This is a genomic window from Variovorax sp. 278MFTsu5.1 (assembly GCF_048305045.1).
Classification (GTDB): domain Bacteria; phylum Pseudomonadota; class Gammaproteobacteria; order Burkholderiales; family Burkholderiaceae_C; genus Variovorax; species Variovorax guangxiensis.
Window position 1 is genome coordinate 4,850,974 of sequence record NZ_CP157622.1, and the last position, 25,788, is coordinate 4,876,761.

21 protein-coding genes are annotated in these 25,788 nt (G+C 68.3%); 8 read left to right on the forward strand and 13 right to left on the reverse strand.

From position 1 onward, the window contains the following. Positions 1-3: 3 nt before the first annotated feature. The 6 genes from ABL844_RS22555 to deoC all read right to left on the reverse strand — a co-directional run bounded on the left by ABL844_RS22555 (position 4) and on the right by deoC (position 7,106). Entirely contained in the window at positions 4-1,008 is a 1,005-nt protein-coding gene (locus ABL844_RS22555) for a substrate-binding domain-containing protein (RefSeq protein WP_126025227.1), read from the reverse strand. A gap of 13 nt (positions 1,009-1,021) precedes the next feature. Further along, positions 1,022-2,074, reverse strand: coding sequence for an ABC transporter permease (locus ABL844_RS22560; protein WP_418128986.1), 1,053 nt, complete (start codon positions 2,072-2,074; stop codon positions 1,022-1,024). A gap of 26 nt (positions 2,075-2,100) precedes the next feature. Beyond that, positions 2,101-3,051, reverse strand: a complete 951-nt coding sequence (locus ABL844_RS22565; RefSeq protein ID WP_126025225.1) for a ribokinase — start codon at positions 3,049-3,051, stop codon at positions 2,101-2,103. A 5-nt stretch (positions 3,052-3,056) separates the two neighbouring features. Then, entirely contained in the window at positions 3,057-3,509 is a 453-nt protein-coding gene (locus ABL844_RS22570) for an RbsD/FucU family protein (protein WP_418128987.1), read from the reverse strand. A 121-nt stretch (positions 3,510-3,630) separates the two neighbouring features. Continuing rightward, entirely contained in the window at positions 3,631-6,042 is a 2,412-nt protein-coding gene (locus ABL844_RS22575; RefSeq protein WP_418128988.1) for an aldehyde dehydrogenase family protein, read from the reverse strand. A 5-nt stretch (positions 6,043-6,047) separates the two neighbouring features. Next, complete coding sequence (deoC, locus tag ABL844_RS22580; RefSeq protein ID WP_418128989.1) at positions 6,048-7,106, reverse strand: deoxyribose-phosphate aldolase; 1,059 nt, start codon at positions 7,104-7,106, stop codon at positions 6,048-6,050. Between the two features lie 231 nt (positions 7,107-7,337). On the opposite strand from deoC, the gene ABL844_RS22585 reads away from it, so the two are divergent. From ABL844_RS22585 to ABL844_RS22605, 5 genes are all read left to right on the forward strand, one after another. Continuing rightward, entirely contained in the window at positions 7,338-8,126 is a 789-nt protein-coding gene (locus tag ABL844_RS22585; RefSeq protein ID WP_418128990.1) for a DeoR/GlpR family DNA-binding transcription regulator, read from the forward strand. 101 nt (positions 8,127-8,227) lie between these two features. Beyond that, the gene (locus tag ABL844_RS22590) at positions 8,228-8,755 is read left to right on the forward strand and encodes an Lrp/AsnC family transcriptional regulator (RefSeq protein ID WP_184641640.1); all 528 of its coding nucleotides are present in this window, start codon (positions 8,228-8,230) and stop codon (positions 8,753-8,755) included. A gap of 223 nt (positions 8,756-8,978) precedes the next feature. After that, complete coding sequence (locus tag ABL844_RS22595; protein WP_369661427.1) at positions 8,979-10,295, forward strand: hypothetical protein; 1,317 nt, start codon at positions 8,979-8,981, stop codon at positions 10,293-10,295. Positions 10,296-10,315: 20 nt separating this feature from the next. Further along, positions 10,316-11,116 (forward strand): hypothetical protein, encoded by an 801-nt coding sequence (locus ABL844_RS22600; RefSeq protein WP_418128991.1) that lies wholly within the window; start codon positions 10,316-10,318, stop codon positions 11,114-11,116. Between the two features lie 55 nt (positions 11,117-11,171). Continuing rightward, entirely contained in the window at positions 11,172-12,593 is a 1,422-nt protein-coding gene (locus ABL844_RS22605; protein ID WP_418128992.1) for a DUF2314 domain-containing protein, read from the forward strand. On the opposite strand, the gene ABL844_RS22610 is transcribed toward ABL844_RS22605, so the two are convergent. Together ABL844_RS22610 and ABL844_RS22615 are read right to left on the reverse strand one after the other, a co-directional pair. Further along, positions 12,562-13,983: a sensor histidine kinase gene (locus ABL844_RS22610; RefSeq protein ID WP_418128993.1), complete on the reverse strand. Its 1,422-nt coding sequence runs from the start codon at positions 13,981-13,983 to the stop codon at positions 12,562-12,564. The two genes, ABL844_RS22605 and ABL844_RS22610, sit on opposite strands and share 32 nt — an antisense overlap. Beyond that, positions 13,980-14,636, reverse strand: coding sequence for a response regulator (locus tag ABL844_RS22615; protein WP_418121819.1), 657 nt, complete (start codon positions 14,634-14,636; stop codon positions 13,980-13,982). The genes ABL844_RS22610 and ABL844_RS22615 overlap by 4 nt, the downstream gene beginning before the upstream one ends. A gap of 177 nt (positions 14,637-14,813) precedes the next feature. On the opposite strand from ABL844_RS22615, the gene ABL844_RS22620 reads away from it, so the two are divergent. Further along, on the forward strand, positions 14,814-15,989 hold the full coding sequence (locus tag ABL844_RS22620; RefSeq protein WP_418128995.1) for a serine hydrolase domain-containing protein: 1,176 nt from the start codon (positions 14,814-14,816) through the stop codon (positions 15,987-15,989). Between the two features lie 54 nt (positions 15,990-16,043). Beyond that, entirely contained in the window at positions 16,044-16,976 is a 933-nt protein-coding gene (locus ABL844_RS22625) for an SMP-30/gluconolactonase/LRE family protein (protein WP_418128996.1), read from the forward strand. On the opposite strand, the gene ABL844_RS22630 is transcribed toward ABL844_RS22625, so the two are convergent. Genes ABL844_RS22630 through ABL844_RS22640 form a run of 3 tightly spaced genes read right to left on the reverse strand, consistent with a single transcriptional unit; the run spans position 16,973 to position 21,686 of the window. Beyond that, positions 16,973-17,905: a dimethyl sulfoxide reductase anchor subunit family protein gene (locus ABL844_RS22630; protein ID WP_418128997.1), complete on the reverse strand. Its 933-nt coding sequence runs from the start codon at positions 17,903-17,905 to the stop codon at positions 16,973-16,975. The two genes, ABL844_RS22625 and ABL844_RS22630, sit on opposite strands and share 4 nt — an antisense overlap. A 5-nt stretch (positions 17,906-17,910) precedes the next feature. Next, complete coding sequence (locus ABL844_RS22635; protein WP_418128998.1) at positions 17,911-18,750, reverse strand: 4Fe-4S dicluster domain-containing protein; 840 nt, start codon at positions 18,748-18,750, stop codon at positions 17,911-17,913. Then, on the reverse strand, positions 18,747-21,686 hold the full coding sequence (locus ABL844_RS22640) for a molybdopterin-dependent oxidoreductase (protein WP_418128999.1): 2,940 nt from the start codon (positions 21,684-21,686) through the stop codon (positions 18,747-18,749). The genes ABL844_RS22635 and ABL844_RS22640 overlap by 4 nt, the downstream gene beginning before the upstream one ends. A gap of 83 nt (positions 21,687-21,769) precedes the next feature. Here ABL844_RS22640 and ABL844_RS22645 point away from each other — a divergent pair, with 83 nt between their 5' ends. Beyond that, on the forward strand, positions 21,770-22,702 hold the full coding sequence (locus tag ABL844_RS22645) for a LysR family transcriptional regulator (RefSeq protein ID WP_184641629.1): 933 nt from the start codon (positions 21,770-21,772) through the stop codon (positions 22,700-22,702). A gap of 6 nt (positions 22,703-22,708) precedes the next feature. On the opposite strand, the gene ABL844_RS22650 is transcribed toward ABL844_RS22645, so the two are convergent. Then, positions 22,709-23,911, reverse strand: a complete 1,203-nt coding sequence (locus ABL844_RS22650; protein ID WP_418129000.1) for an acetate/propionate family kinase — start codon at positions 23,909-23,911, stop codon at positions 22,709-22,711. 14 nt (positions 23,912-23,925) lie between these two features. Beyond that, entirely contained in the window at positions 23,926-25,749 is a 1,824-nt protein-coding gene (gene xsc, locus ABL844_RS22655) for a sulfoacetaldehyde acetyltransferase (protein ID WP_184641627.1), read from the reverse strand. Between the last annotated feature and the right edge of the window lie 39 nt (positions 25,750-25,788).

Here is a 25,788-nt window from a genome sequence, read left to right on the forward strand (position 1 = left end):
CGGTCAGAACGAATACTTCTTGTAGTTCTGCTTGTCGACCTCGACCCAGGCCTGGCCCGTGACGATGATGCCCACGCCCGGGCCCTTCTTCACCGAGACCTTGTTGTAGCCGGGCACGCCCATGTCGGTGCCGTCGGTGATGGTCTTGCCGTCCAGCAGCATCTTGGCCGCCTTGTTCATCACGATGCCGGCGTCCTTCGGGTCCCAGAAGGCGATGCCGCCGACCGCGCCCGACTCGAGGAACTTGGCCGCCTCGCTCGGCAGGCCGGTGCCGAAGACGCAGATCTTGCCCGCCAGGCCGGCTTCTTCCACGGCACGGCCGATGCCCAGCACGTCGAGCGACGACGAACCCTGGAAGCCTTTCAGGTCCGGGTGCTTGCGCAGCATTTCCTTGGCCTTGCCGTAGGCCTTCTCGGCGTCGTTGAGCGACTCGTTCTTGGCGTCGACCAGCTGCATCTTGGGGTACTTCTTCGCGTTGGCGGCGCCGCCGTCGGCCCACTGCACCTGCGACTGGCTGCCCAGCGAGCCGACCAGCGAGGTCCACTTGCCCTGCTGGCCCATGCAGGCGGCAAGGCGCTCGTTGATGCGCGCGCCGTAGGCGGTGTTGTCGAAGGCCTCGATGTCGACCATGGTGTTCTTCTGGTTGTCGGCCTCGTGCGTGACGACCTTGATGCCGCGTTCCATCGCGCGCTTGAGCACCGGCTCCAGCGTGGGCGGGTCCATCGACACCACCGCGATCGCGTCGACCTTCTTGGCCACCAGGTCTTCCACCAGGCGCTGCTGCTGCGCGGCGTCGGACTGGGCCGGGCCGATCTGGCGCGTGGCCACGCCCGGCGTGCTGCTGCCGAACTCCTTCACGCCCACTTCCATGCGGTTGAACCAGCTGATGCCGGTGATCTTCACCACGGTGACGATGTCCTGCGGCTTGCCCTGCGCATGCAGCGCCGAGGCGAAGGCGACGGTGCCCAGTGCGAGCACGGTGCAGGCGATCTTGGTTTTCTTCAGCATGTTCGTTTGTCTCCTAGCCCTCGGTGGTTCTCTGCGTCGCGCCAGGAGGGGGCTGATGCGGCGGTGCGCTGGTGCGCGAAACGGAGATGAAGCTGCGCAGGTCGGCCAGGCTGAAGCGCGCCGATGCCAGGAAGAACAGCAGCAGCAGGCCCCAGGCGCAGTCGCGGAAGAAGTTGGAGATGCCCAGCAGGTTGAAGGTGCTCGACAGCAGCTGCAGCGCCACGGCCGAGAAGAACAGGCACACCATGCGCCCGTAGCCGCCCTGCGGCCGCACGCCCGCCATCACGGTGATGAGGATGGCGATCAGCAGGTAGGAGTTGCCGTAGTCCGACTTCACGCTGGCCGTGCGGCCCGCGATGATCACGCCCGCCACCGCCGCCAGCACGCCGCACAGCGCGTAGGTGGCGATCAGCATGCGGCCCTGCGGAATGCCCGCGTAGCGCGCCGCCTTGGCGTTGGTGCCCAGCAGGAAGAGCCGGATGCCGAACGGGCTCTGCTTGAGCAGCCAGCCCACGGCCAGCAGCATCGCGACGAAGATCGCGAACGGAATGGGCACGCCCAGCACGTTCTCGTTGCCGATGGCCGAAAGCGGCTCCGCATTGCCCACGCGCAGGCTGGAACCGCCCGTGAGCACCACGGCCAGGCCGGTGTAGAGCAGTTGCGTGCCCAGCGTGCACAGAATGGGCGTGAGGCCGGCGCGCGCAATCAGCACGCCGTTGAGCAGTCCGCCCGCCAGCCCCACCGCCAGAGCGATGACAGTGAAGGCGCCGGTGTAGAGCCAGGGCGAGGCGTCGGCCTCCACCAGCATCGGCGCCAGCGTGGCGGCCACCACGCCCGAAAGATTGGCCAGCGCCACGCCGGAAAGGTCGATGCCGCCGTTGCCGGAGATCATCGACAGCGCCACGCCCATGGCCAGCAGGCCGAGTTCGGGCAGCTGGCCGCCCATCGACTGGAAGTGGTAGACGTCGAGGAAGTCGCCCTTCGACAGCACCGTGGCAACCACGAGGATCGCGACGTTGATGCCGACCAGGAAGTTGAGCTCGCGGTCTGAAAACCTGAATTTCACGGAAGGCTCCTTTGCAGCTCGCGTTCTCAGGCTGCGGCCCGGCCCAGTAGCGCATCGACCTCGGCACGCGTGGGCATCGAAGGCGCGGTGCCGGCGCGCGTGACCGAGATGGCTGCCACGGCCGAGCCGAAGCGAGCGGCTTCCAGCGGAGACGCGCCCTCGGCCAGTGCGGCAGCGAAGCCGCCGTTGAAGGCATCGCCAGCGCCGGCCGTTTCCTTCACCGCGCCGGCATGGAACACGGGCAGGTGCACCGACTCGCTCGCGCTATGCAGCAGCGCGCCCTTGTCGCCGAGCGTGATGAGCGCGCAGCCCACGCCCTTGGAGAGGAAGAAGTCGCCCGCGCGGCGCGCATCCTCGACGGTCTCGACGGCGATGCCGCTCAGCGCGGCGGCTTCGTGCTCGTTCGGCGTGATGAAGTCGCACAGCGGGTACACGGCATCGTCGAACGGCAGCGCGGGCGCGGGGTTGAACACCGTCACCGTGCCGGCAGCGCGCGCAAGCTCCAGGCCGCGCTGCGCGGCGCCGGCGGGCTGCTCCAGCTGCGTGACGAACACCCGCGCGCCGCGAATGGCGTCGGCGGCCGCATCCACGTCCGCCGAGTCGATGAGCGCCGCGGCGCCGGGCACCACGATGATGGCGTTGTCGCCCGTGACCTCGTGCACGTAGATGAAGGCCGCGCCGGTCGGCTGCGTCGTCACCTGCGGCACGCGCGGCGTGATGCCTTCCTCGGCCCAGAGTGCGAGCGCATTGGCGCCGAAGGCGTCCTGCCCGAGCTTGGAGATGAAGGTCACCTGCGCGCCGGCGCGCGCCGCCGCCACCGACTGGTTCGAGCCCTTGCCGCCGGGGCCCATGGCAAAGCCGGAACCGGCGATGGTCTGGCCCACGCCCGGAAGGTCGGCCGCACGGAAGGCGAGGTCGGCCACGAAGATGCCGAGCACGGCGACGCCGCGCTGCTGGTGCGAAGAAGCCGTGCTCATCGCGATCAGGCCTCGGGGGCGATCACGCCCTTCTTGAACACGAAGCAGCCGTAGAAGCGGCGCTCGCCGGTGGCGATCACGCAGTAGGCGCGGCGCGCGGCTTCATAGAAGGCGAAGCGCTCGATGGAGCCCATCGGACGCGGGCGCCCTTCGGCCGCGTCGATCTCGCGCTGCATCTCCTGCTGCACGGGCGGGATCTCACTGGGCGCCCCCATGATCTCCATGCGCCTCGCCGGATCTTCCACCGCGTTGTCCAGCGGCAGCACCGAAAGAATGGCGCGCGCCGCCTCGGTGGTGCCCACGCCGTCGATGCGCAGCAGCCGGCCCAGCGAGGTCTGGCGGGCGACCGAGTCGGCCGGGAAATTGGCGTCGCACAGCACCAGCTCGTCGCCGTGGCCCATCGCGCGCAAGGCGTAGAGCACGTCTGCGTTGAGCAGCGGATGGATGGACTTCAGCATTCGGTCTCCTGAATTGGTATGGCTTTCGCGGCTGCGATCTTAGATAAAGAAAACGTTTGCGCAAACGTTTGCTTCTCGGGGATTTCCCTTGGTTTCGATAACAGGAACGATGGCTGCCCGTTCATTCGCCATAGGGAATCCAGATGTTCTTGACCTGCGTGGCGTGCCGCAGGAACACCGCGCCTTCGCCCGACGCGAGGTCGTGCCAGTCGGTGGCCAGGCCGTGGTCGACCAGGGTGCGCTTGAGGTTGCCGACAGACAGGCGCTCGGCATCGCGCGACAGTGCCTTATCACCGAAGACCCAGAGCGCGTCGACGTCGTCGTGCTCCGCCAGCGTGCGCACGAGGCCCGCGGCTGGGCCGGTCACGATGTTTACGACGCCGCCCGGCAGGTCGGAGGTTTCGAGCACCTGGTAGAAGTCCGTGGCGACCAGCGCGTGCTTCTCGCCCGGCACGATCACCGTGCGGTTGCCCATGGCAAGGTTCGGCGCCAGCAGGCTCACGAAGGACAGCAGCGGCGCCTCGTCGGGGCAGACCACACCCACCACGCCGATCGCCTCGACCGTGGCCAGCGCCACGCCTCGCAAGGGCGGCACATGCACCGTGCCCTCGTACTTGTCGGCCCAGGCCCCGTAGGCGAAGAGGCGGCTCACCGATGCATCGACCTCGGCCTGCGCGGCCTTCGCTGCGACGCCGGTGAGGCTCGCGATGCGCACGGCGAACTCGCCTGCGCGCGCCGAGAGGTTCTCCGCGAGGTAGTAAAGCGCCTGTGCGCGGCGATGCGGCGTCGCGCTCGACCACCCGGCAGCCGAGCGCGCTGCGGCGACCGCGTTGCGGATGTCCTTGCGGTTGCCCGTGCCCACCTCGCCGGCACGCTGCCCGTTGGCGGCGAAAATGCTGCTGGAGAGTTCGCCATCGGGCCGCACCTGCTTGCCGCCGATGAAGAGCTTGGCGGTGCGGTCGATGGCAGGCAATGCGAGCGCAGATTCGTTCTTCGCATCCGCAGCCTCGTTCGCAGCGACACTCGCTGCAGCAGAACGCGGCTTGCGCTGCGCCCACGCGCGCGGCTTCAGATATTCGTAGCAGCCCTCTCGCCCGCCCTCGCGGCCGTAGCCCGATTCGCGGTAGCCCCCGAAGCCCACGCCAGCGTCGAACAGGTTGGTCGCGTTGACCCACACCACGCCGGCCTGCAGCTGCGGCGCGATGCCCAGCGCGAGGCCGATGGTCTCGCTCCACACGCTGGCCGCGAGGCCGTAGCGCGTGTTGTTCGCCAGCGCGACGGCTTCGTCTGGCGTGCGGAAGGTCATCGTCACCAGCACGGGGCCGAAGATCTCCTCGGTCGCGACGGTGGATGCCGGCTGCACGCCCGTCAGCAGGGTCGGCGGAAAGAAGCTGCCGCCCGGCGGCAGCGCGCCCGGCGCCTGGTAGCAGCTCGCGCCCTCGCGCACGCCGGTGGCAACGAGCGAGCGCACGCGCTCCAGTTGCGTGGAGTCGATCAGGCTGCCCATGTCGATCGCCTTGTCCAGCGGCGGGCCCACGCGCAGGGTCTGCATGCGGCGCTTGAGCCGCGCGATGAAATCGTCGGCGATGCCTTCCTGCAGCAGCAGCCGCGAACCGGCGCAGCACACCTGGCCCTGGTTGAACCAGATCGCGTCGACCACGCCTTCGACAGCGGCGTCGATGTCCGCGTCGTCGAACACGATGAAGGGCGACTTGCCGCCCAGCTCCAGCGTGAGCGACTTGCCCGTGCCCGCCGTCGCGGTGCGAATCAGCCGCCCCACTTCCGTCGAGCCGGTGAAAGCGACCTTGTCCACGCCCTCGTGCGCGACCAGTGCAGCGCCGGTGGCGCCGTCGCCCGTCACCACGTTGAGCACGCCGCGCGGCAGGCCCGCCTGCGCCGCGAGCTCGGCGAAGAGCAAGGCGCTCAGCGGCGTGAACTCGGCGGGCTTCAGCACCACGGTGTTGCCCAGCGCGAGCGCGGGTGCGATCTTCCACGCGAGCATCAGCAGCGGGAAGTTCCACGGAATGATCTGGCCGACCACGCCCAGCGGCACCTGGTCGGCGAACTCGCGCTCCTGCAGCTGCGCCCAGCCGGCATGGTGATAGAAGTGGCGCGCGGCCAGCGGCACGTCGAGGTCGCGCGTCTCGCGGATCGGCTTGCCGTTGTCGAGTGCCTCGACCACCGCGAGCAGGCGCGCATGACGTTGCACCATGCGGGCGAGCGCATACAGATGCCGCGCACGGCCATGGCCGCCGAGCGCGAACCAGCCCGGCTGCGCGGCGCGCGCGGCCGCCACCGCGGCGTCCACGTCCTTCGCCGAACCTTGCGCGATGCGCGCCAGGCGCTGGCCGGTGGCCGGCTCGGCCGTGTCGAAATGCGCGCCCTCGGCAGCGAGCGTGAAGCGTCCGTCGATGAAGTGGCCGAAGCCTTCGGCATGGCGCGCTAGCCATTCGCGCGCGTCGGTGTCGCTCTCGGGCGCGGGGCCGTAGTCCATGGTGTCGAAATAGCGTGCGACGTTGTTGTTGCTGCTCATCGGGCTCATCCGATCGGGTGGCGGTTGTAGGCCGAGTAGCGGCCGGTGACGTGGTGCTCCAGCTGGCGCTCGATGTCGGCCAGCAGCGTGGAGGCGCCGATGCGGAACAGGTCGGGCTCGAGCCAGTCGCGGCCCAGCTCCTCCTTCATGAGCACCTGGTAGTCGAGCGCCGTCTTCGCGGTGGAGACGCCGCCCGCGGGCTTGTAGCCCACGCGCAGGCCGGTGCGGGCCTCGTACTGGCGGATCATCCGCAGCATCGCGAGCGTGACCAGCGGCGTGGCGTTCACGCCTTCCTTGCCGGTGGAGGTCTTGATGAAATCGGCGCCGGCCATCATGCAGACCATCGAGGCCTTCGCGACGTTGCGCAGCGTCTTGAGCTCGCCCGTCGCGAGGATCGCCTTCACGTGCGCCTCGCCCGCCGCGCGGCGGAAGTCGAGCATCTCGTCGTAGAGCTTCTTCCACTGGCCGGCGAGCACGTGCTCGCGGGTGATGACGATGTCGATCTCCGAAGCGCCGTCGCGCACCGAGGCCTCGATCTCCTTGAGCTTGAGCTCGTGCGGGATCAGCCCCGCCGGAAAGCCCGTGGATACCGCCGCCACCGGAATGCCGGTGCCCGCGAGCGCCTCGACCGCCGTGGAGACGAAGCGGTGATAGACGCACACAGCACCCGTGTGCAGCTTGCGGTCGGCAAACCCGAGTGCGGCCAGCAGGTCGGGGCGAACCGGCGTCACGGCCTTGGCGCAGAGCCGCTTCACGCGCTCGGCGGTGTCGTCGCCGCTGAGCGTGGTGAGATCGATGCAGGTGATGGCCTTGAGCAGCCAGCCGGCCTGTGCGTCCTTCTTGACCGAGCGGCGGCCGGGCAGCGTGGCCACGCGGCGCTCGGCGGCAGAGAGGTTGAAGCGGATGCCGTCGATCCAGCCGAGGTCGAAGGGCTGGGCGGTGTTGCGCGCGGCAGCGGGGTGGGTCTGCGCCGGCGTCCCGACGGACGCCTGGGGCGCGGCCGCAGGCGAAGCCGGGCGCGAGCGCACCGCGCCGCTGGGGCGAACGAGGGAAGTGGAAGTCATGGATGGGCGAGCGCCGTGGCGCGCAAGGGCCGCGACTGCGGCGGGACGGCTGGGTACATGTCTTTTGTCTCCGGGCCTCATCGCATCGCATTGCATCGCGGCAGGCCTTGGTGTTCGTGTTGGGATAAATGTTATTACAACAACATTTAAATGCGCAATATGTTTTTCAAACAACATTGAAACGACATGCGATGCCCGATACTCCAGAGCGTGGACCTGAGGAAACGAAACATGAGAAGAACCGCCGGAGCCGAGGCCCGGGCCGTGCGCCTGGCCAGGATGCAGGAACTCGTCGAGGCCGGCGGCCCGCTGCCGATCAAGCAGGCGGCGCAGCAACTCGATGTGACGGAAATGACCATCCGCCGCGACCTGGCATCGGCGGAATCTCCCCTCTCCGCCCTCGGCGGCTACGTGCTCGCGACCACGCTGCCGGGCGCCGAGCGCTACTCGCTCGACGAGGCCAGCGACCAGCATGCGGCCAACAAGCGCCTGGCCTGCGAGCGCGCCGCCGGCCTGGTGCATCCGCACGACAGCCTCTTCATCGACTGCGGCACCACCATGGTCCATTTCGCCGAGGCGCTGCCGCCCGAAATGCCTTTGAGCGTCGTGTGTTATTCCACGAACATCGCGCAGGTGCTGAGCCGCCGCCCGAACACGCAGCTGATGCTGCTGGGCGGGCTCTACCACCCCTCCTCGGCCACCTTCTTCTCGGACGAGGGCCTGCAGTACCTCGCCAGGCTGGGCGTGAACAAGGCCTTCATCTCGGCGGGCGGCATCGACCTGGAGCGCGGCGCGAGCTGCTCCAACTTCCACGAGGTGCCGGTGAAGCAGGCGGCCATCCGCAGCGCGTCGCAGAGCTTCCTGATCGTCGACGAAAGCAAGCTCGGCACGCTGCGGCCGGCCTTCTTCAGCCCGCTCGACGCCTTCGCGCGCATCGTGGTCGGCGGCTCGCCCGAGGCTTCGCTGAGGAAGCAGTTCAAGGACCTGCCGCTGGAGTTCGCGCGCGCCGCCGACGCATAGGCACTGCATTGCCCTGACGCATCGATCGGGGAGAATCGCGACGACGGAGGGGATCGGCACTCGATCCCCTTCTGAACCCCATCACTACACGCGACTGCGCGATGAATGCCGGCACCGTTTCCCTCGACGAGCACTGCCTCAAGATCCTCTCCGCGCTGCAGCACGACGGCCGCCAGACCGTGCAGCAGATCTCCGAGGCCGTCGGCCTCTCGCCCACGCCCTGCTGGAAGCGCATCAAGGACATGGAAGCCGCCGGCGTCATCCGCGGCTACACCACGCTGGTCGACCCCGAGCTCGTGGGCCTGCACGTATCGGCCGTCGCCGAAGTGAACCTCGACCGCCACAGCGAGGCGATGGTGCAGCGCTTCGAGGAAGCCGTGGCCGCGAGCCCGCAGATCATCCGCTGCGTGTCGGCCACCGGGCCGGCCGACTACATCCTCAACGTGACCGTGCCCGACATGAAGCACTACGAGCGCTTCCTGCACGAGGTGCTGTTCAGCCTGCCCGGCGTGACGCACGTGCGCTCGAGCATCGTGCTGCGCGAGATCAAGTCGGAAACCGCGCTGCCGTTGGACCACCTGCTGCCGGGCACGCCGCGCGCGACCGGCTCGCGGCGCGGCGCCGGATGAACTGAGCTCTTCCGGAGGCTTCTTCGAAAACGGGGCGTGCCTGTAGCAAGCACTGAACACTCCCGCCGGCCTCCAGCGACATCATCAGAAGTCGGCCGTTTCTCGAGAGTCTGTAATAGACCGTAATGGAACGGCATGCAATCGAGCACCAAGATGCCCGGACCTCCATGCTCACACAAGGAATATGTGATGGTCCCGTCTACTTCGGGCAATTGCAGCCACCATGCGAGATAAGTACTCGTTTGTTCCTGATCCCGTCGCACCGCCCAGCCACCACGGCCGGCGTGATGAAATCTCGGCGCTGTTCGGTATCAACAAGAACATGCGGAAGCGCCACTCGACCGAGGCGGCCAACGCGCTGGCGCAGAACCTTGCTGTAGCCGCAGACTTCAATGCGATTCATACCGCGCTACACACCTATGAGAAGGCGCATCTGAACGGTGGCGGCAACTGGCCGCGACTCAAAGGCGCGCTATTGCTCCGCTATCGCGGAGTACTCGATTTCGTGGACAACCTCCCTCATTCGTCAGATTGCTTCATGCGGGTCGGAGGTATCAGGGCCAAGGTTGGTACCGTCTTCTTCGGCGAAGGCCGCTTCCATCTCATCGGCCGCCCGCTGCTCGCACATAACGACGTCTACCATCGCCACGGTGACAACAATGTTCCCCCTCGTCACTACATTTCGCTCACCACCTCGGCCACGCACGTCAAGCGTTTCGTCACCCGCGGCCTGAGCGCATTCGATGCCATGGCCATCACGCAGGGGCGACCGCTGCGCTCCGTGCTCGGCACCGTGAATGCCCAGCTCACCGAGGTCGGGGGAGCCTTCATGCACGGCGTGGGCGCGGGAATCGCGCTGACTGAAGCCCAGCAGATCCTGACTCATACACGCGGCTGGGGCGGCAACAAGCGCTACATTTCCACCGGCGTCTCCAACAGACCCGCGCTGTCCACGCGCGGAATACCTTTCGTCAGCATGTACGGTGTAGTGACGGTGGATCTCGCGCTCGTGCCGGCCGCGACCATCTTCGACGTGCACCGCCACGACGTGGCTTCGGCCTGGCTGGGCTTGCCGGCGACCGACGTTCTGAACAACGGCCATCACACCAATACCGGCGACATCGCCGAACAACAATATCTGGGCCTGCGCGACACCATCCGCACACGCGAACTCCTGATCAAAGGCAGCATCCCCATCGCGGCCTTGCATCGCACTTCGGCCGGCCGCGTCTTGCTAGGATTGGGGTCCACCACCAACCTGATGCACGATGGTCATGCCAAGCGCAGGGTCAACGGCTTCGGCGATGGCGGTACCGAGCATCTGATCAGCACGCTGGCGCCGGGAATACGCGGAACCATCGTCGGACAGGATCACATGAGCTTTCGCGACCCACACACCAATCTGCGCTGGCACTTCCTTGAGTTCAATGCCCCGGGTGCGGTCGTTGCCGCCCAGTTGGTGCTGCAGCCCCTGCTCGCCGGCCGGAACATGGTTGCATTCGAAAAGTTCACCCCCATCCGGCCGCCGGGCATGGTGTAGCTTCTCGACAGGGCTTTCCATTGTCATACCGCACGCCCGCGCCTTCGCCTGACGCCTCTTTTGCCCGCCTGGTGCTGGATTCCGACGTGCCGGAAGTACCGCGCCTGCGATCGTCCTGGCAACCGACAGGAGCCTTCACCACCTCCGGCAGCGCGCAGTTTTCGATGGCCGGCTGGCAACAACTGCACGCCACCGTCATCCAGAGGCAACCAGCGACCTTCGTGGTGGTGGATCTCCGCAAGGAATCACACGGATTCATCAACGGCGCCGCTATCAGTTGGTACGCGGCGGGCAGCAACTGGGGCTGTGCAGGTCTTTCCCCGGCCGATGCCGAGGAGCTGGAACGTTTGCGCTTGACCATCGTCTCGAACTCACCGGAAGTCACGGTGACAACCAAGACGCAGGTGCAGCTCGGCGCACCAGGTGGCGAGACGTGGCAGGTAGAGCAAGTCTGCAGCGAGAAGCGTCTCGTTGAGGACGACGACGTGCGGTATGTGCGTCTGCCCGTGGATGATCATTGCGCACCCGATGCTGCGGCGTTGAACGCCCTGGTCGAGCTGTTCGACTCCCTGCCTGCCGGCAGCCATCTTCACTTTCATTGTCGCGGTGGAAAAGGCCGGACAGCCACGGCCCTCGCCTTGCTTGATATTCATCAGCATGCCGGCTCCACGCCCTTTGCACAGATCATCGAACGCCAGGCGATATCGACTGGCTATGCATTGGATGGGCATGTGCACGACACGCAACAACCCAAGTTCCCTCACTTGCGGGCTCGGCTGGAAATATTGAAGCAGTTTCATGCGGATCGCGCGTCCAGGTGACGGAACTGGACGTAGAAAAGAATGGCGGCATCGCAGCCACAACGACAACACGAACATGAACCTGCCGTTTCGCCTCGCGCTCGCCGCGCTCATTCTTTCGATGGGCACCTCGGCCCTCGCAGCAACGCCGGCCACGCCGCCGGCCGCAACGCAGACCGCAGCCAAGCCCGTCCCAGGTACGCCGGTGCCCGCAGGATCTCCGCAGCAGACCGGCCCCATCCGGTTCCAGCTCGCCATCTACTACGCCAAGGCGCCGGCCACCGACCCCATGGCCGCGCTGCGCGGTGCGCTCGGTAAAGTCGGTGGCAGCCCGAAGCTCTTGGCGTCCATGCCCACGCCCTCCTCGGTCACCGCGCCCGTAGTCTTCGCGAACTGGAACACCACCACCGTGCTGAAGGAATACCGCGCGCCCGACATGGAGTCGCTGCAGCGCTTCGGCCGCGGCATCTCGCGCGAGCAGGCGGAAGCGCTGCAGAAGGCGGACAAGGCGCTGATCCTCGATTTCGCGCACCCCTCGCAGCAGTCTTCCGCCGCCATGCAGAAGGCGCTGCAGGTCACGCTGCAGGTCGCGCGCGACACCGGCGGCCTGCTGTGGGACGAGGAGACGCGTGAAGTCTTCTCGCCCGACGAATGGCAGAAGCGGCGCATCGACAGCTGGGCCAACGGCCTGCCCGACGTGTCGCAGCACATGACCATCCACGCTTACCGCAGCGGCGAGATGGTACGGGCCATCACGCTCGGCATGGGCAAGTTCGGCCTGCCCGACGTGGTGGTGAGCGATTTCTCGTGGTCGAGCAACCGGCCCATGGGCAGCCTGCTCAATGCCTTCTCCCAGGCGATGGCCGAGGGCATCACGCTGGCGAAGCCCGGCCAGTTCGACATGGACCTGCGCGCGCTCAAGCATGCGGCCGCGCGCGACCCGCTGCTTTCGGGTCTGAAACCCAACGCCGCCGCGGTGGCAAGGCTCTCGCTCGTCAACGGCACCTGGGAAAACGGCGATCCGCAGAACAGGCTCTACGAGATCCGCTTCGACCGCTACAAGGGCCCCGACCGCTACGCGCAGCAGAATGCCCTGCTGAGCTCGGTGTTCGGCGCCGACGAAGACCCGGTCACCCGCCTGAAGCACAACGACGAACTGCTCGCCGCCAGCAAGGCCGCCACCGCTCAGTTGCCCAAGCTGCGCGACGCATTCATCAAGGGCCTGCAGCCCGGCGAATACATCCTCGTGAAGGCCCCGTTCACCACGGCCGCGGGCGGCAACGAATGGATGTGGGTGGAGGTCGCCCGCTGGAACGGCGATGCCATCGAGGGCTTGCTGAAGAACGAGCCTGTCGACGTCCAGGGCCTCCACGCCGGCCAGATGGTGAAGGTCTCGCAGGCCAAGGTCTTCGACTACATCCGCATCCATCCCGATGGCCGCCGGGAAGGCAACGAGACGTCGAAGATCATCGCGCGCATGCAGGGCGCGAAGAAGTAGCAGTAGCGGCAGCAACAGCAGCCGGCTGCCCGCCGGGAATGAAGACGGTGAACGCGCATCCCCGTCCGCCCGGCGCCTGCGCGAGCCCGATGGTGCCGCCCATGCGCTGGCAGGCTTGACGCGCTATCGACAGCCCCAGCCCCGTGCCCTGCGCGAGGGTGGCCGAGCCGCGATGGAAGCGTTCGAACACCAGCTCGTGCTCCTCGACCGGAATGCCGGGCCCGCTGTCGACCACCGAAAGAACCAGCCCCTGCGCCTCGCGCCGCAGCGTCACCACCACCTGCCCGCCGGCTTCCACGTACTTCACCGCGTTGTCGAGCAGGTTGCGCAGCACCGACTCGAACAGCGGCACGGGCAGTTCGAAGACCAGGCTGTCGGAGGATTCGAGCATCAGCTCCAGCCGTCGCTGGTCGGCGTCCCTGGCGGCCTGCGCGAGATGCCGCCGAGTGAGCTCCGCCACGTCGACGAACTGCGTCTCGGGGCGCTCTGCGCCGTCCATGGTGGCCAGCTCCAGCAGCTGCTGGATAAGGTGCGAGCCGCGCGCGATGGCGTGCGCCAGGTGCTGCGCCGCCTCCTGCCGCTCCTGCGGATCGGTCGAGCGCGACAGCACGTGGGCCTGCGCGCCGATCACCGCCAGCGGCGTGCGCAGCTCGTGCGCCGCGTCGTTCACGAAGGAGCGCTCGCGCTCGACCTTGCCCCGCAGTTGCGCAAGCAGCCCCTCGAGCGCCTTCAACAATGGCTCGAGCTCGGCGTACTTCGGATCGAAGCCCAGCGGCGACAGGTCTTCCGCGCTGCGCAGCTTGATGCGCTCGCCCAGTTGCCGCAGCGGCTTGATGCCCTGCGCGGCGGCGATCCACACCGGCGCGAGCACGAAGGGAAACGCAATCAGGAAAGGCAGGAAGAGCGAGCTGCCGAAGAGGCCGATCAGCCACGGTATGCCCGAATGCGGCTCGCCCAGCCACACCCGCCAGCGCTCGCTGCTGCCTTCGTACAGCCAGTAGCGCTGGCCGCCCAGCGTCACGTCGACCATCTTGTCGTGCTCGCCGCTCAGCACGAGGCCCTCGACCTCGGGGGAGACGTACAGCAGACGGCCCTCGTGGTTCTTGAGCTGGAAGACCACGTTGCCGGGCAGATCGCCTTCGAGGCGGCGCAGCTCGTTGATGATCCGCCCCATCGCATCCATCACGCCGGCGGCGACTTCGTCGCTCTCGATGCCGGCCAGCGCGGTGTTGATCTCCCGGCCGGCGCGCGCCACGCTCGAGTCGGTGTTCATGTTCATGCTGAAGCTCATGAACATGTAGATCACCAGCGCGCCCCATGCCAGCGAGAAGGCGATCAGCACCGACAGCGCCACGCGCCGCACCAGGCTGCGGCGCAACAGCCACATCATGAGGCGAGCATGTAGCCGACGCCGCGCACGGTCTTGATCCGCTCCGCGCCGATCTTGCGGCGCAGGTTCGACACGTGCACTTCGATGGCGCCGAAGTCCACCGGCTCGCCCAGCGGATCGAGCCGCTGCGACAGCGTGCCCTTCGGGATCACCGCACCGGGCTCGCGCGCCAGCTCCAGCACGAGCTGGAACTCGCGCGGCGACAGGTCCAGCGCCACGCCGCCCAGCCGCGCGACATGGCTGCGCGGCTCGATCTCCAGTTCGCCGAAGGACCACACGTCGCTGGCCTGGTGTGCGTAGCGCCGGCGCACGGCATGGATGCGCGCGACCAGCTCGGGCGTGGCGAAGGGCTTGACCACGTAGTCGTCGGCGCCGCCGTCCAGGCCCGCAAGCCGGTCTTGGAGGGCCGAACGCGCGGTGATGACCACGATGGGCACCGTCACGCCCGAGCGGCGCCAGCGCGACAGCAGCTGCAGGCCCGAGCCGTCGGGCAGGCTCACGTCGAGCAGCACGCAGCCGCAGGCATCGCCGTCGAAGGAGCGCGGCGCGTCGGCGATGCGGCGCAGCCACTCGATGCTGAAGCCCTCGGCCTTCAGCGCCTGCGAGAGGGCTCGGCCCAGGTCCAGGTCGTCTTCGATGAGCAGGAGGTGCATCGCCCGGATTGTCCGGCGGGAACCTTAAGCATTGCCAAAGGTTCGGAGGCGAACAATGATGCGGTCTTCCCTCGCCTTCCTCGCCTTCCTCGCTTTCCTTCTTCCTGGTCTCCCCGGTCTTCCGGGCCGCCGTCCGCGCGCACCGGCGGCAGCCCGAGCAAAACGGAGTCGTACAGAGTGAACACCGCCTTCGCAACCCTGCTCGTCGCCGCCGCGCTCCTGTCGGCCTGCGGCAACCAAGATGCCGGCCCGCAGCCGGCCGCCCCCGGCCTGCAACAGCGCGCCGACGCCGTCACGGGCCGCGTCACGGCGTTGGATGGCGACTTCGAAGGCGCGGGCCTGGCTGGCGCCAGGGTGCTCTTTCCGGTGGGCGCCGACGCGAAGGCGATGACGGCCGTGATCGCCGCGCGCCTGGTCGAGCGCGGCTCCCTGCGCTGGAACACGCGCATCGCCGAGGCCCTGCCCGAACTGCGCCGACTGATGCTGCCCGCCTACCGCAACGTGACGCTCGAAGACCTGCTCGCGCACCGCGCCGGCCTGCCCGCCTTCACCACCGAAGAAGAGTTCAGCCGCTTCCTTTCCGTTCTCCCCGAGGCCGTGCCTGCCGGCGCGCTGCCCACCACCGACGCCGGGCGCCGCCTCTTCTTCGCGCGCTGGCTGGTGCGCCAGCCGCCCGCGGCCGACAGCACCGGCTTCCGCTATTCGAACGCAGGCTACGCACTCGCGACCACGATGATGGAACGCGCCACCGGCCTGAGCTACCGCGCGATGTTCGAGCAGGAACTGGCCCGCCCGCTCGCCATCGCCGGCACCTGGCGCGAAGCCGATGCACGCGGCCCCGCCAGCCCGCAGGCCTGGCTCGACGCGATCATGCCGGCCGGCCGCTTCGCCACCACGGCGTCGACCTACGCCGGCTGGCTGCGCTGGCACCTGCGCGCATTGCAGGGCGACCAAACGCCCCTGCCCTCCAGCTACGTGGAGCGCCTGCGCGGACTCGCCCCCGGCGGCTACGCACTCGGATGGACAGGCACGCTCGTGCAAGGCCGCCCGGTGCTGCGGCACGCACGCGGCGGCGCTGAAGCCTCGCTGGCCGAGACGCAGTCCGACGCGGTGGTCGACACCGACGGCGGCAGCGCAAGCTTCGCGCTCTCGCTCGCCGGCCAGCGCGAAGGCGGCGTGCGCGCCTCGGCGGTGCTCGACCGGCTCATGGCCGGGCTGAACGGCCTGAACGGCCTGAACGGCGATGAGCCCACCGCCAAGCCGCTCTTCGCGCAACTGCGCTGCAGGCTCAGCCGCTGCAGCTTCGTGATGCGGCTGCGGCGCATCGCCTGGGTGCAGGCGCTGCTGCGCTGATCCGGACCGATCTGGCGCAAACTGGAGGCCCGCCCGATCACCGAGGAGCCCCCGATGCGCATCCGCGAACTCGCCACCGGCCTGCAGTTTCCCGAAGGCCCGATCGCCATGGACGACGGCTCCGTGCTGCTGGTGGAGATCGCGCGCGGCACGCTCACGCGCGTGCGCGCCGACGGCCTCGTGCAGGTGGTGGCCGACGACCTGGGCGGCGGGCCCAACGGCGCGGCCATCGGGCCCGATGGCGCTGTCTACGTCTGCAACAACGGCGGCTTCAGGTGGCACACCGAGGCGGACGGCTGCATGCGGCCCGTCGGGCAGGCCGAGGACTACTCGGGTGGACGCATCGAGCGCGTGAACCTCGCGACCGGCCGTGCCGAGCGCCTCTACGACACGGTGGATGGCGGCGCCCTGTGCGGGCCCAACGACATCGTGTTCGATGCTCATGGCGGCTTCTACTTCACCGACCTGGGCAAGGTGCGCGAGCGCGACATGGACCGCGGCGGCCTCTTCTACGGCCACGCCGACGGCAGCACCGCCAGCGTGATCGCGCGGCCGGTGATGACGCCCAACGGCATCGCGCTCTCGCCCGACGGCGGCACGCTCTACTACGCCGAGACCGAGGGCGCGCGCGTCTGGGCCTTCGACATCACGGCACCCGGCCGGGTGCGCAAGGACGGCTGGCCCTCGCCGCACGGCGGCCGCATGCTCTGCGCCTCGCCGGGCGGGCACTACCAGCGCTTCGATTCGATGGCGGTCGACGCGCTCGGCAATCTCTGCGTGGCGACGCTGCTGCACGGCGGCATCAGCATCGTGGCGCCGGACGGCGGCGCGGTCGAGCACGTGCCGCTGCCCGACCGCTACACAACCAACATCTGCTTCGGAGGACGAGACCGGCGCACGGCCTATGTCACGCTCTCGGGCAGCGGGCGGCTGATCGCCATCGACGACTGGCCCACGCCCGGCCTCGCGCTGAACTTCGAAGCCTAGGAAACCACCTGGTAGTACAGGTTCTGCGGATGCCGGGCCTGCGCGAAGAAGAACCATCGCTCCGCCAGCAGCCCCGGCGCCTGCACCAGCGCCGCGAGCAGCCACGGCAGCGCGCCCGCACCCACGATGCCCCATGCCAGCAGCAGCGCGGGCAGCACGAAGGCCAGCAGCTGGAAGCCCAGCTTCATGTTGCCCAGCGCCGCGAGCGAAGCGCCATGGAAGAACTCGCGCGTGTTGAACGAGCCGGCCGACATGCCCATCGACTTCTGCACCAGCTTCTGCGTGCGGATGCCGGTGGCCGACTGCAGCGTCGACTTGTGGCGAATGCCCGCGTTGCGCCGCAGCGCCGTGCCGCGCGCCGCCCATGCCGCCAGAGTGGCGACGAGCGCATAGGGCCCGAACGCGTGCACGAGGCGCGCCTCGCCGGCCAGCGCCGCCATCGCGCAGGCCAGCACCAGACCGGACGACAACCCGATCAGCGTGAAGTTGAGAATGGTCAGCGGATGCGCCCATTCCTCGATGAAGCGCAGGCAGGCGTAGATCATCGCGGTGCAGTACCAGAGCAGCACCGCGCCGCACAGCGCGAGCACCGGCAACAACCATGACCACGGCGCGCCGACACCCAGCCGCAGCGACAGCCACCACAGCGCCACCAGGGCGATGAAGGCCGGCAGCACGATCACCTCGCGCGACATCCATGAGGTGCGCCACATCAGCACCGCGCGCCACGCGCGCGTCTTGCGGCCCAGGTGCATGAACGAGGCGGCCAGTCCGGCCACCAGCAGCACCTCGGCCACGCCCAGCGCCAGGGCCAGGAAGCCCGGCGCGAGTTCGAGCCCGAAGAGCACGGCCAGCGCGAGCGCGAACACCAACCCCTGCGCGGCGCCGGCCAGCGTGGTGAAGAAAAGAATCGAGAACGCCGGATGCATGCGGCCTACTCCTGTTCCGAAGGCGTGATCCGCCTCGGCAGATAGCGATTGGCCGGGTTGGTCTCCCACTCGGGCATGAGCTGGTAGCCGCCGCGCTCGCGGATCGCCTTCGACACGTCGGACTCAGGGTCCTTCACGTCGCCGAAGAGCCGCGCGCCGGTCGGGCAGGCCTTCACGCAGGCGGGCTTGCGGTCTTCCTTGGGCAGTTGCTCGTCATGGATGCGGTCCACGCACAGCGTGCACTTGGTCATGACCTGGCGTTCCTCGTCGAGCTCGCGCGCGCCGTAGGGGCAGGCCCATGCGCAGTACTTGCAGCCGATGCACTTGTCGTAGTCGACGAGCACGATGCCGTCTTCCTTGCGCTTGTAGCTCGCGCCCGTGGGGCACACCGGTACGCAGGGCGGGTCTTCGCAGTGCAGGCAGCTCTTCGGGAAGTGGATGGTCTCCGTCGCCGGAAAGGCGCCGGCCTCGTAGGTCTGCACGCGGTTGAAGAAGGTGCCGGTAGGGTCGGCCGCGTAGGGCCGCTCGTCGGCCAGCGGTCCGGCGCTGCCGGAGGTGTTCCATTGCTTGCACGAGGTCACGCAGGCATGGCAGCCCACGCAGACGTTGAGGTCGATGACGAGGGCGAGCTGCTTGGCGAGAGTTTCACCGGGCTCGGCACGAGCTGTGCCGGTATTGCTCCCTCTCCCTCTTGCGGGAGAAGGTTGGGGTGAGGGTGCAACGGCTTTCATCACCCCACCGCTTCCAACTCCAGCGGTGCCGCCCTCACCCCAGCCCTCTCCCGCAAGCGGGAGAGGGGGCAAAACCGGAGCCGGCGCCATCAGGTCCTTGAGCCATTGCATCATTTCCTGTTCCTCCCCGCGAAGTAGGTCAGCACGCTCGCCGCCTTGCCCAGCACGCCGGGCACCGCCGGCATGCTCGCGACCTGCGGATAGCTCTCCTCGGGCTCCCCCGGATCGGCCGGCCGTATGCGCACCCGCACGTCGTACCAGCCGGCCTGCCCGGTGATCGGGTCGGAGTTGCTGATGGTTCCGCTCGCGGTGCCCGCGCAGGGCAGCTCCTCGCTGATGAGATGGTTCAGCAGGAAGCCCTTGCGCGCCTCGTCCGCGCCCGGCGCGAGCTGCCATGCGCCGTCGGCCTTGCCGATGGCGTTCCAGGTCCACACGGTGCCCGGCTCCACCGCCTCGCTGTGGCGCAGCATGCAGCGCACCTTGCCCCAACGGCTCTCGACCCAGCACCAGCCGCCGTCGGCGATACCCGCGGCCTGCGCCGTCACCGGGTTCACGTGCAGGTAGTTGTGGCTGTGGATCTGCCGCAGCCATGCGTTCTGCGAGTCCCACGAGTGGTACATGGCCATGGGCCGCTGCGTGAGCGCGTTAAGCGGAAACGCATCGAGGTCGGTCGCGGCCTCTTCGAGCGGCGGATACCAGAAGGGTAGCGGATCGAAATACTTGTCGATGCGCTCGCGCAGCGCCTCGGGCGGCTGCCGCCCCGCGCTCTTGCCCTGCGCCGCGAGCCTGAAGGTCTGCAGCGTGTCGGAGTAGAGCGCCAGCTGCACCGGGTCGTTGCGCTGGCGCCAGCCCTTGTCCTTCGCGAAGTCGAGGTACTCGCGATTCCAGTTGCGCATGTAGTGCATGCCCTCGGGCATGTGGTACTGGAACACGCAGTTGTTCTTCTCGTAGGCCTCCCACTGCTTCGGGTTGGGCGCGCCGCGCAGGTGCTCGGTGCCGTCCTTGCCGCGCCATCCCATGAGAAAGCCGATGCCCGGCTGCGGCTCGAAGTTGACGATGAAGTCGGGGTAGCCGCTGTACTTGCGCCCACCCTCGGGCGTGGTGAAGGCCGGAAACTTCAGCCGCGAGGCCAGCTCGATCAGCACCTCCTGGAAGGGCTTGCACTGCCCCGTGGGCGGCACCACCGGGATGCGCACCGAATCTACCGGCCCGTCGAACTCCGAGATGGGCCGGTCGAGCATGCCCATCACGTCGTGGCGCTCCAGGTAGGTGGTGTCGGGCAGCACGAGGTCGGCGAATGCCACGGTCTCGCTCTGGAAGGCGTCGCACACCACCAGGAAGGGGATCATGTGCTCGCCCTTCTCGTCCTTGCGGTTGAGCATCTCGCGCACCGCCATGGTGTTCATGCTGGAGTTCCAGGCCATGTTGGCCATGAAGATCAGCAGCGTGTCGATGCGGTACGGGTCGCCCTTCACCGCGTTGGTGATCACGTTGTGCATGAGCCCGTGCGCCGACAGCGGGTGCTCCCACGAGAAAGCGTGGTCGATGCGGATCGGCGAACCGTCGGGGTTGATCGCCAGTTCGTCGGGACTGGCCGGAAAGCCCAGCGGCGCGGCATTGAGCGGCGTGTTCGGCTGGATCATTCCGGGGTCGTTGAAGGCCCTGTAGTTCGGCACGATGTGGCGCGGGTAAGGCGCCTTGTGCCTGAAGCCGCCCGGCGCGTCGATGGTGCCGAGCACGCTCATCAGCACCGCGAGCGCGCGCACCGTCTGGAAGCCGTTGGAATGCGCAGCCAGCCCGCGCATCGCATGGAAGGCCACGGGCCGGGCCTGTGTGGTCTCGTGCCGCTTGCCCCATGCGTCGGTCCATGGAATGGGCAGCTCGAAGGCCTGCTTCAGCGCCGTCTCGCCCATCTCGCGCGCCAGCTTGCGGATGCGTGCCGCGTCGATGCCGGTGATGGCCTGCGCCCACTCGGGCGTGCAGCTTGCGACGCGCTCGCGCAGCAGCTGGAACGAAGGCGCGACGCGCGTGCCGTCGGCCAGCGTGTAGTGGCCTTCGAGCGCGGGGTCGCAGCCGTCGGCGATGCCTTCGGGGTACGCGGGCTTCACGCTGCCGCTGGCCTTGTCCCACACCAGCTTGTTGTGCGGGTTGCGGCCGTCGCCCGGTGGGCCTCGCTCGGGATCGAAGGCGAACAGACCTTCGCGCTCGCAGTCGTCGAGCACCACCAGCTGCGGCGCGTTGGTGAAGCGTTTGAGGAACGCATGGTCCACCAGCTCGTTGCCGATCAGCTCGTGCAGCAGCGCCATGAAGAGCGCGCCGTCGGTGCCGGGCTTGATCGGAATCCACTCGTCGGCGATGGCCGAGTAGCCGGTGCGCACCGGGTTGATTGAGATGAAGCGTCCGCCCGCGCGCTTGAACTTGCTGATGGCGATCTTCATCGGGTTGCTGTGATGGTCCTCTGCCGTGCCGATCATCACGAACAGCTTGGCGCGCTCCAGGTCGGGCCCGCCGAACTCCCAGAAGCTGCCGCCGATGGTGTAGATCATTCCCGCGGCCATGTTGACCGAGCAGAAGCCGCCATGCGCCGCGTAGTTGGGCGTGCCGAACTGCCGCGCGAAGAGGCCCGTGAGCGCCTGCATCTGGTCGCGCCCGGTGAAGAGCGCGAACTTCTTCGGATCGGTGACGCGGATCTTCGCGAGCCGCTCGGTCAGCATATCGAAGGCGCGCTCCCAGCTGATCGGCTCGAACTCGCCCGCTCCGCGCTCGCTGCCGGCCTTGCGCAGCAGCGGCTGCGTGATGCGCGCGGGAGACACCTGCTTCATGATCCCCGAAGAGCCCTTGGCACAGATCACGCCCTGGTTCAGCGGGTGGTTCGGGTTGCCGTCGATGTAGCGCACCTCGGGGCCCTTCTCGCCCTCCCGCAGGTGCACGCGAATGCCGCAGCGGCAGGCGCACATGTAGCAGGTGGTGGTCTTGACCGTGGTGTCGGCCGTGGGCGTGGGCGCCACCAGCGGGTCGTGCACGGGCTCGCGAGACAGGAAGCTGAACACTTGGCGGTCCTTTGTTTTCAGGCGGGGTCCGCTCGATGGTATGCAGCCTCGATCAAACGAAAAAGCAGAGAATATCGCTCACCATGACCGGAAAAACTGATCAGCAGCAGGGCACCGCATCGAGCTCCCGCCTGCGCCTGAACCTGCGCCAACTCGAAGTGTTCGTCGCCACCGCGCGCGAAGGCAGCACCCGCGCCGCGGCCGACCGCATCGCGCGTTCGCAGTCGGCCGCCAGCAGCGCCCTGGCCGACCTGGAGTCTTCGGTGGGCGTCCAGCTCTTCGACCGGCTCGGGCGCCGGCTGGTGCTCAACGAGAACGGCCGTGCCTTGCTGCCCAAGGCACAGGCGCTGCTGGACCAAGCCGCGGAGGTCGAGGCGCTTTTCAGCGGCGAGCATGCGGCGCCGCTGCGCGTGGCGGCCAGCTTCACCATCGGCGAGTACCTGCTGCCGGAGCGGGTGTCGACCTGGACGGCGCTGCATCCGCAGAGCCAAGTGCACCTGCACATCGCGAACACGCACGACGTGATCGAGGCAGTGGCCGGTTTCGACGTGGACGTGGGCTTCATCGAAGGCCCGCAGACGCACCCCGACCTCGTGGTGCGGCCCTGGCGCGAAGACGAACTGGTGATCGTCGCTGCGCCCGGCCACGAGCTGGCGGGCCGCGTCGCCACGCACAGGCAGCTCTCGCAGGCCACCTGGGTGCTGCGCGAGCATGGCTCGGGCACGCGGCAGGTGACGGACGCATGGCTGATCCAGAATCTGGAACAGGTGCACGTGGGCTTCGAGCTGGGCAGCACCGAGGCCATCAAGCGCGTGGTGGCATCGGGCACCGGGCTCGCGTGCCTCTCGCGCTACACGGTGGCGCAGGCGCTGGAAGACGGGCATCTGGTGGAGCTGCGCACGAGGCTGCCGGCCGGCGTGCGGCGGCTGGCGACGGTGATGCACCGCGACAAGCTGCTGGGCCGCGCGACGGCGGACTTTTTGCGCCACTGCGGCGCCATCGTGCCGCGCCGCTAGAAGTCTTCAGCCGGCGGCTCGCAGCACGCGCGCCGTGTGCCTGGCGATCACGGCTTCTTCATCGGTGCGCAGCACCCACGCGCTGACGGGACTCTCGGCCGTAGTCAGCCGTGCGGCACCGCTGCGGTTCGCGGCGGCATCGACATTCACGCCCAGCCACTCGCAGTCTTCGAGAATGCGTTCGCGCAACGCCGCGCCGTTCTCGCCGATGCCGCCGGTGAACACGATGGCATCGACGCCGCGCAGCGCCGCCGCGAGGCTGCCCATGTGCTGCACCACCTGCTCGGCGAAGTGGCCGATGGCCTCGGCGGCGGCAGGTTCGGCCGAGGCCTCCAGCACGCGCATGTCGCTGGAAACGCCCGAGATGCCGAGCAGCCCCGACTGGCGGAACAGCAGCGCCTCGACCTCGTCGGCCGACATGCCGCGCGAGCGCATCAGGTAGAGCACGACGGCCGCGTCGAGTTGGCCGCAGCGCGTGCCCATGGTCAGCCCGTCAAGCGGCGAGAAGGTCATCGTCGTCGCGACCGATCGGCCTCGCGCGATGGCGCACATCGAGGCGCCGTTGCCCAGGTGCGCGACGATCACGCGCCGTTGCGCGAGCTCGGGCGCGATACGGGCGAACTGCGCGACGATGGATTCATAGGAAAGGCCGTGGAAGCCGTAGCGACGCACGCCCGCGTCGTGCAGCTCGCGCGGCAGCGCGAAGCGCCGGTTGACCTCGGGCTGCACCGCGTGGAAGGCGGTGTCGAAGCAGGCGACCTGCGGCACACCGTCGAACGCCGCCATCGCCGCGCGCACGCCCGCAAGGTTGTGCGGCTGGTGCAGCGGCGCCAGCGGTTCTAGTTTCGCCAGCGCGTCGAGCACGCCGGCATCGATGCGCACCGGCGCCACGAAGTCCGCGCCGCCATGCACGATGCGATGGCCCACGGCCGCGATGCGCCCTCCTCCCGACTGCTTCGCGTGCCAATCGAGCAGCGCCGCAAGCGCCCCCTGGTGCGAAGCCTGTGCGCCTTCGAGCGGCGCGTCGTGCAAGGCCTGCCCGTCGGCATCTCGCACACGCAGCCGCGCCTTAAGGCCCGCGCCCAGCCCATCGGCCTGCCCCGACCAGCGCGCCGCCGGCAGCGCGGCGTCGCCATCGCCGGCCGCGTCGAACAGCGCGACCTTGATGGAAGACGAACCCGCGTTGAGCGTCAGCAGCGAACCGGTCATGGGGTGGCTTGAGTTCAGACGTAGTCCTTGTACTTGTCGAGGAATCGTACCGGCTTGGACAGCGCATCGCGGCGGAACGGGTCGCCCAGCTCGCGGGTGCACATGATCTCGATCACGCAGGTCTTGCCTTCGTTCATCTGCATGTCGATGGCCTTCTTCAGCGCCGGTCCCACGTCCTCGAGCCTGTCGACCACGATGCCCTCTGCGCCCATGGCCTTGGCGATGCCCGCGAAGCTCTCGCTCTCGAGCTCCCCGGCGACGAAGCGGCGGTTGTAGAAGTCGACCTGGTTCTTCTTCTCCGCGCCCCACTGGCGGTTGTGGAAGACCACCGCCGTCACCGGGATGTCGTGGCGCACGGCCGTCATGATCTCGACCATGCTCATGCCCCAGGCGCCGTCGCCGGCATAGGCCACGGCCGGGCGGTCGGGCGCCGCGCACTTGGCGCCGATCATGGTGGGCAGCGAATAGCCGCAGTTGCCGAAGCTCATCGGCGCGAAGAAGCTGCGCGGCTCCTCGAAGCGCAGGTAGCTGTTGGCGATGGCGTTGATGTTGCCGATGTCGGTGGAGACCATCACGCGCGGCGGCATGGCCTTCTCGAGTTCGCGCAGCACCTGGCGCGGGTGCAGGTAGCTGCCGCCGGTGGGCGTCTTCTCGCCTTTCGCTTCCTCGATGGCGTCGAGGCTGAACTGGTCGCGCTCGTGGGTCCACTCGTCGAGCTCTTTCTCCCACGCGGCCTTCTCGGCCTTGATCTTCTCGGCGCGCTCGGCCTTGGTGGCATCGCAGGCCAGTGTCTTGCCCTGCAGGCGCTTGAGCAGCTCCTTGGCCGTGGCCTTGGCGTCGCCATGGATGCCCACGGTGATCTTCTTCACCAGGCCCAGGTTGGTGTGGTCGGCTTCGACCTGGATGATCTTCGCGTCCTTCGGCCAGTAGTCCATGCCATGCTGCGGCAGCGTGCCGAAGGGACCCATGCGCGAGCCGAGCGCGAGCACCACGTCGGCCTGCGCGATCAGCTTCATCGCGGCCTTGGAGCCTTGGTAGCCCAGCGGGCCGGCCCACAGCGGATGGCTCGCGGGGAAGGAATCGTTGCGCAGGTAGCCGTTGGCCACCGGCGCGCCCAGGCGCTCGGCAAGGGCCTTGCACTCCTCCACCGCGTCGCCCATGACCACGCCGCCGCCCGAGAGGATCACCGGGAATTTTGCGGAGGCCAGCAACTCGACCGCCGCATTCAGGCTGTTCTCGCCGCCCGCGCCGCGCTCCACGCGCATCGGCTTCGGGATCTCGCACTGGATCTCGCCGTAGAAGTAATCGCGCGGAATGTTCAGCTGCGTCGGGCCCATCTCGGAGATGGCGCGGTCGAAGCAGCGCGCGGTGTACTCGGCCATGCGCTTGGGGTTGTTGACGTGGCCCTGGTACTTGGTGAACTCCTGGAACATCGGTAGCTGGTTGGCTTCCTGGAAGCCGCCGAGGCCCATGCCCATGGTGCCGGTCTCGGGCGTGATCATCACGACCGGGCTGTGCGCCCAGTAGGCGGCCGCGACGGCCGTCACGCAGTTGCTGATGCCGGGGCCGTTCTGGCCGATGACGAGGCCGTGGCGGCCCGACACGCGCGCATAGCCGTCGGCCATGTGGGCGCCGCCCTGCTCGTGCACCACCGGGATCAGGCGGATGCCCGCGGGCGCGAAGATGTCCATCGCGTCCATGAAGGCCGAGCCCATGATGCCGAAGATGTCGGTCACGCCATTGGCGACCATGGTCTCGACGAAAGCCTCGGAGGGCGTCATCTTCTGCACGCCCTTGACGGCTTCGCGTGCGGGGGCTGCGGCTTGCTTCTGGCTCATGGGAGGCGTCTCCTGGAAGGATGAAGGGGCGGGTTTCGC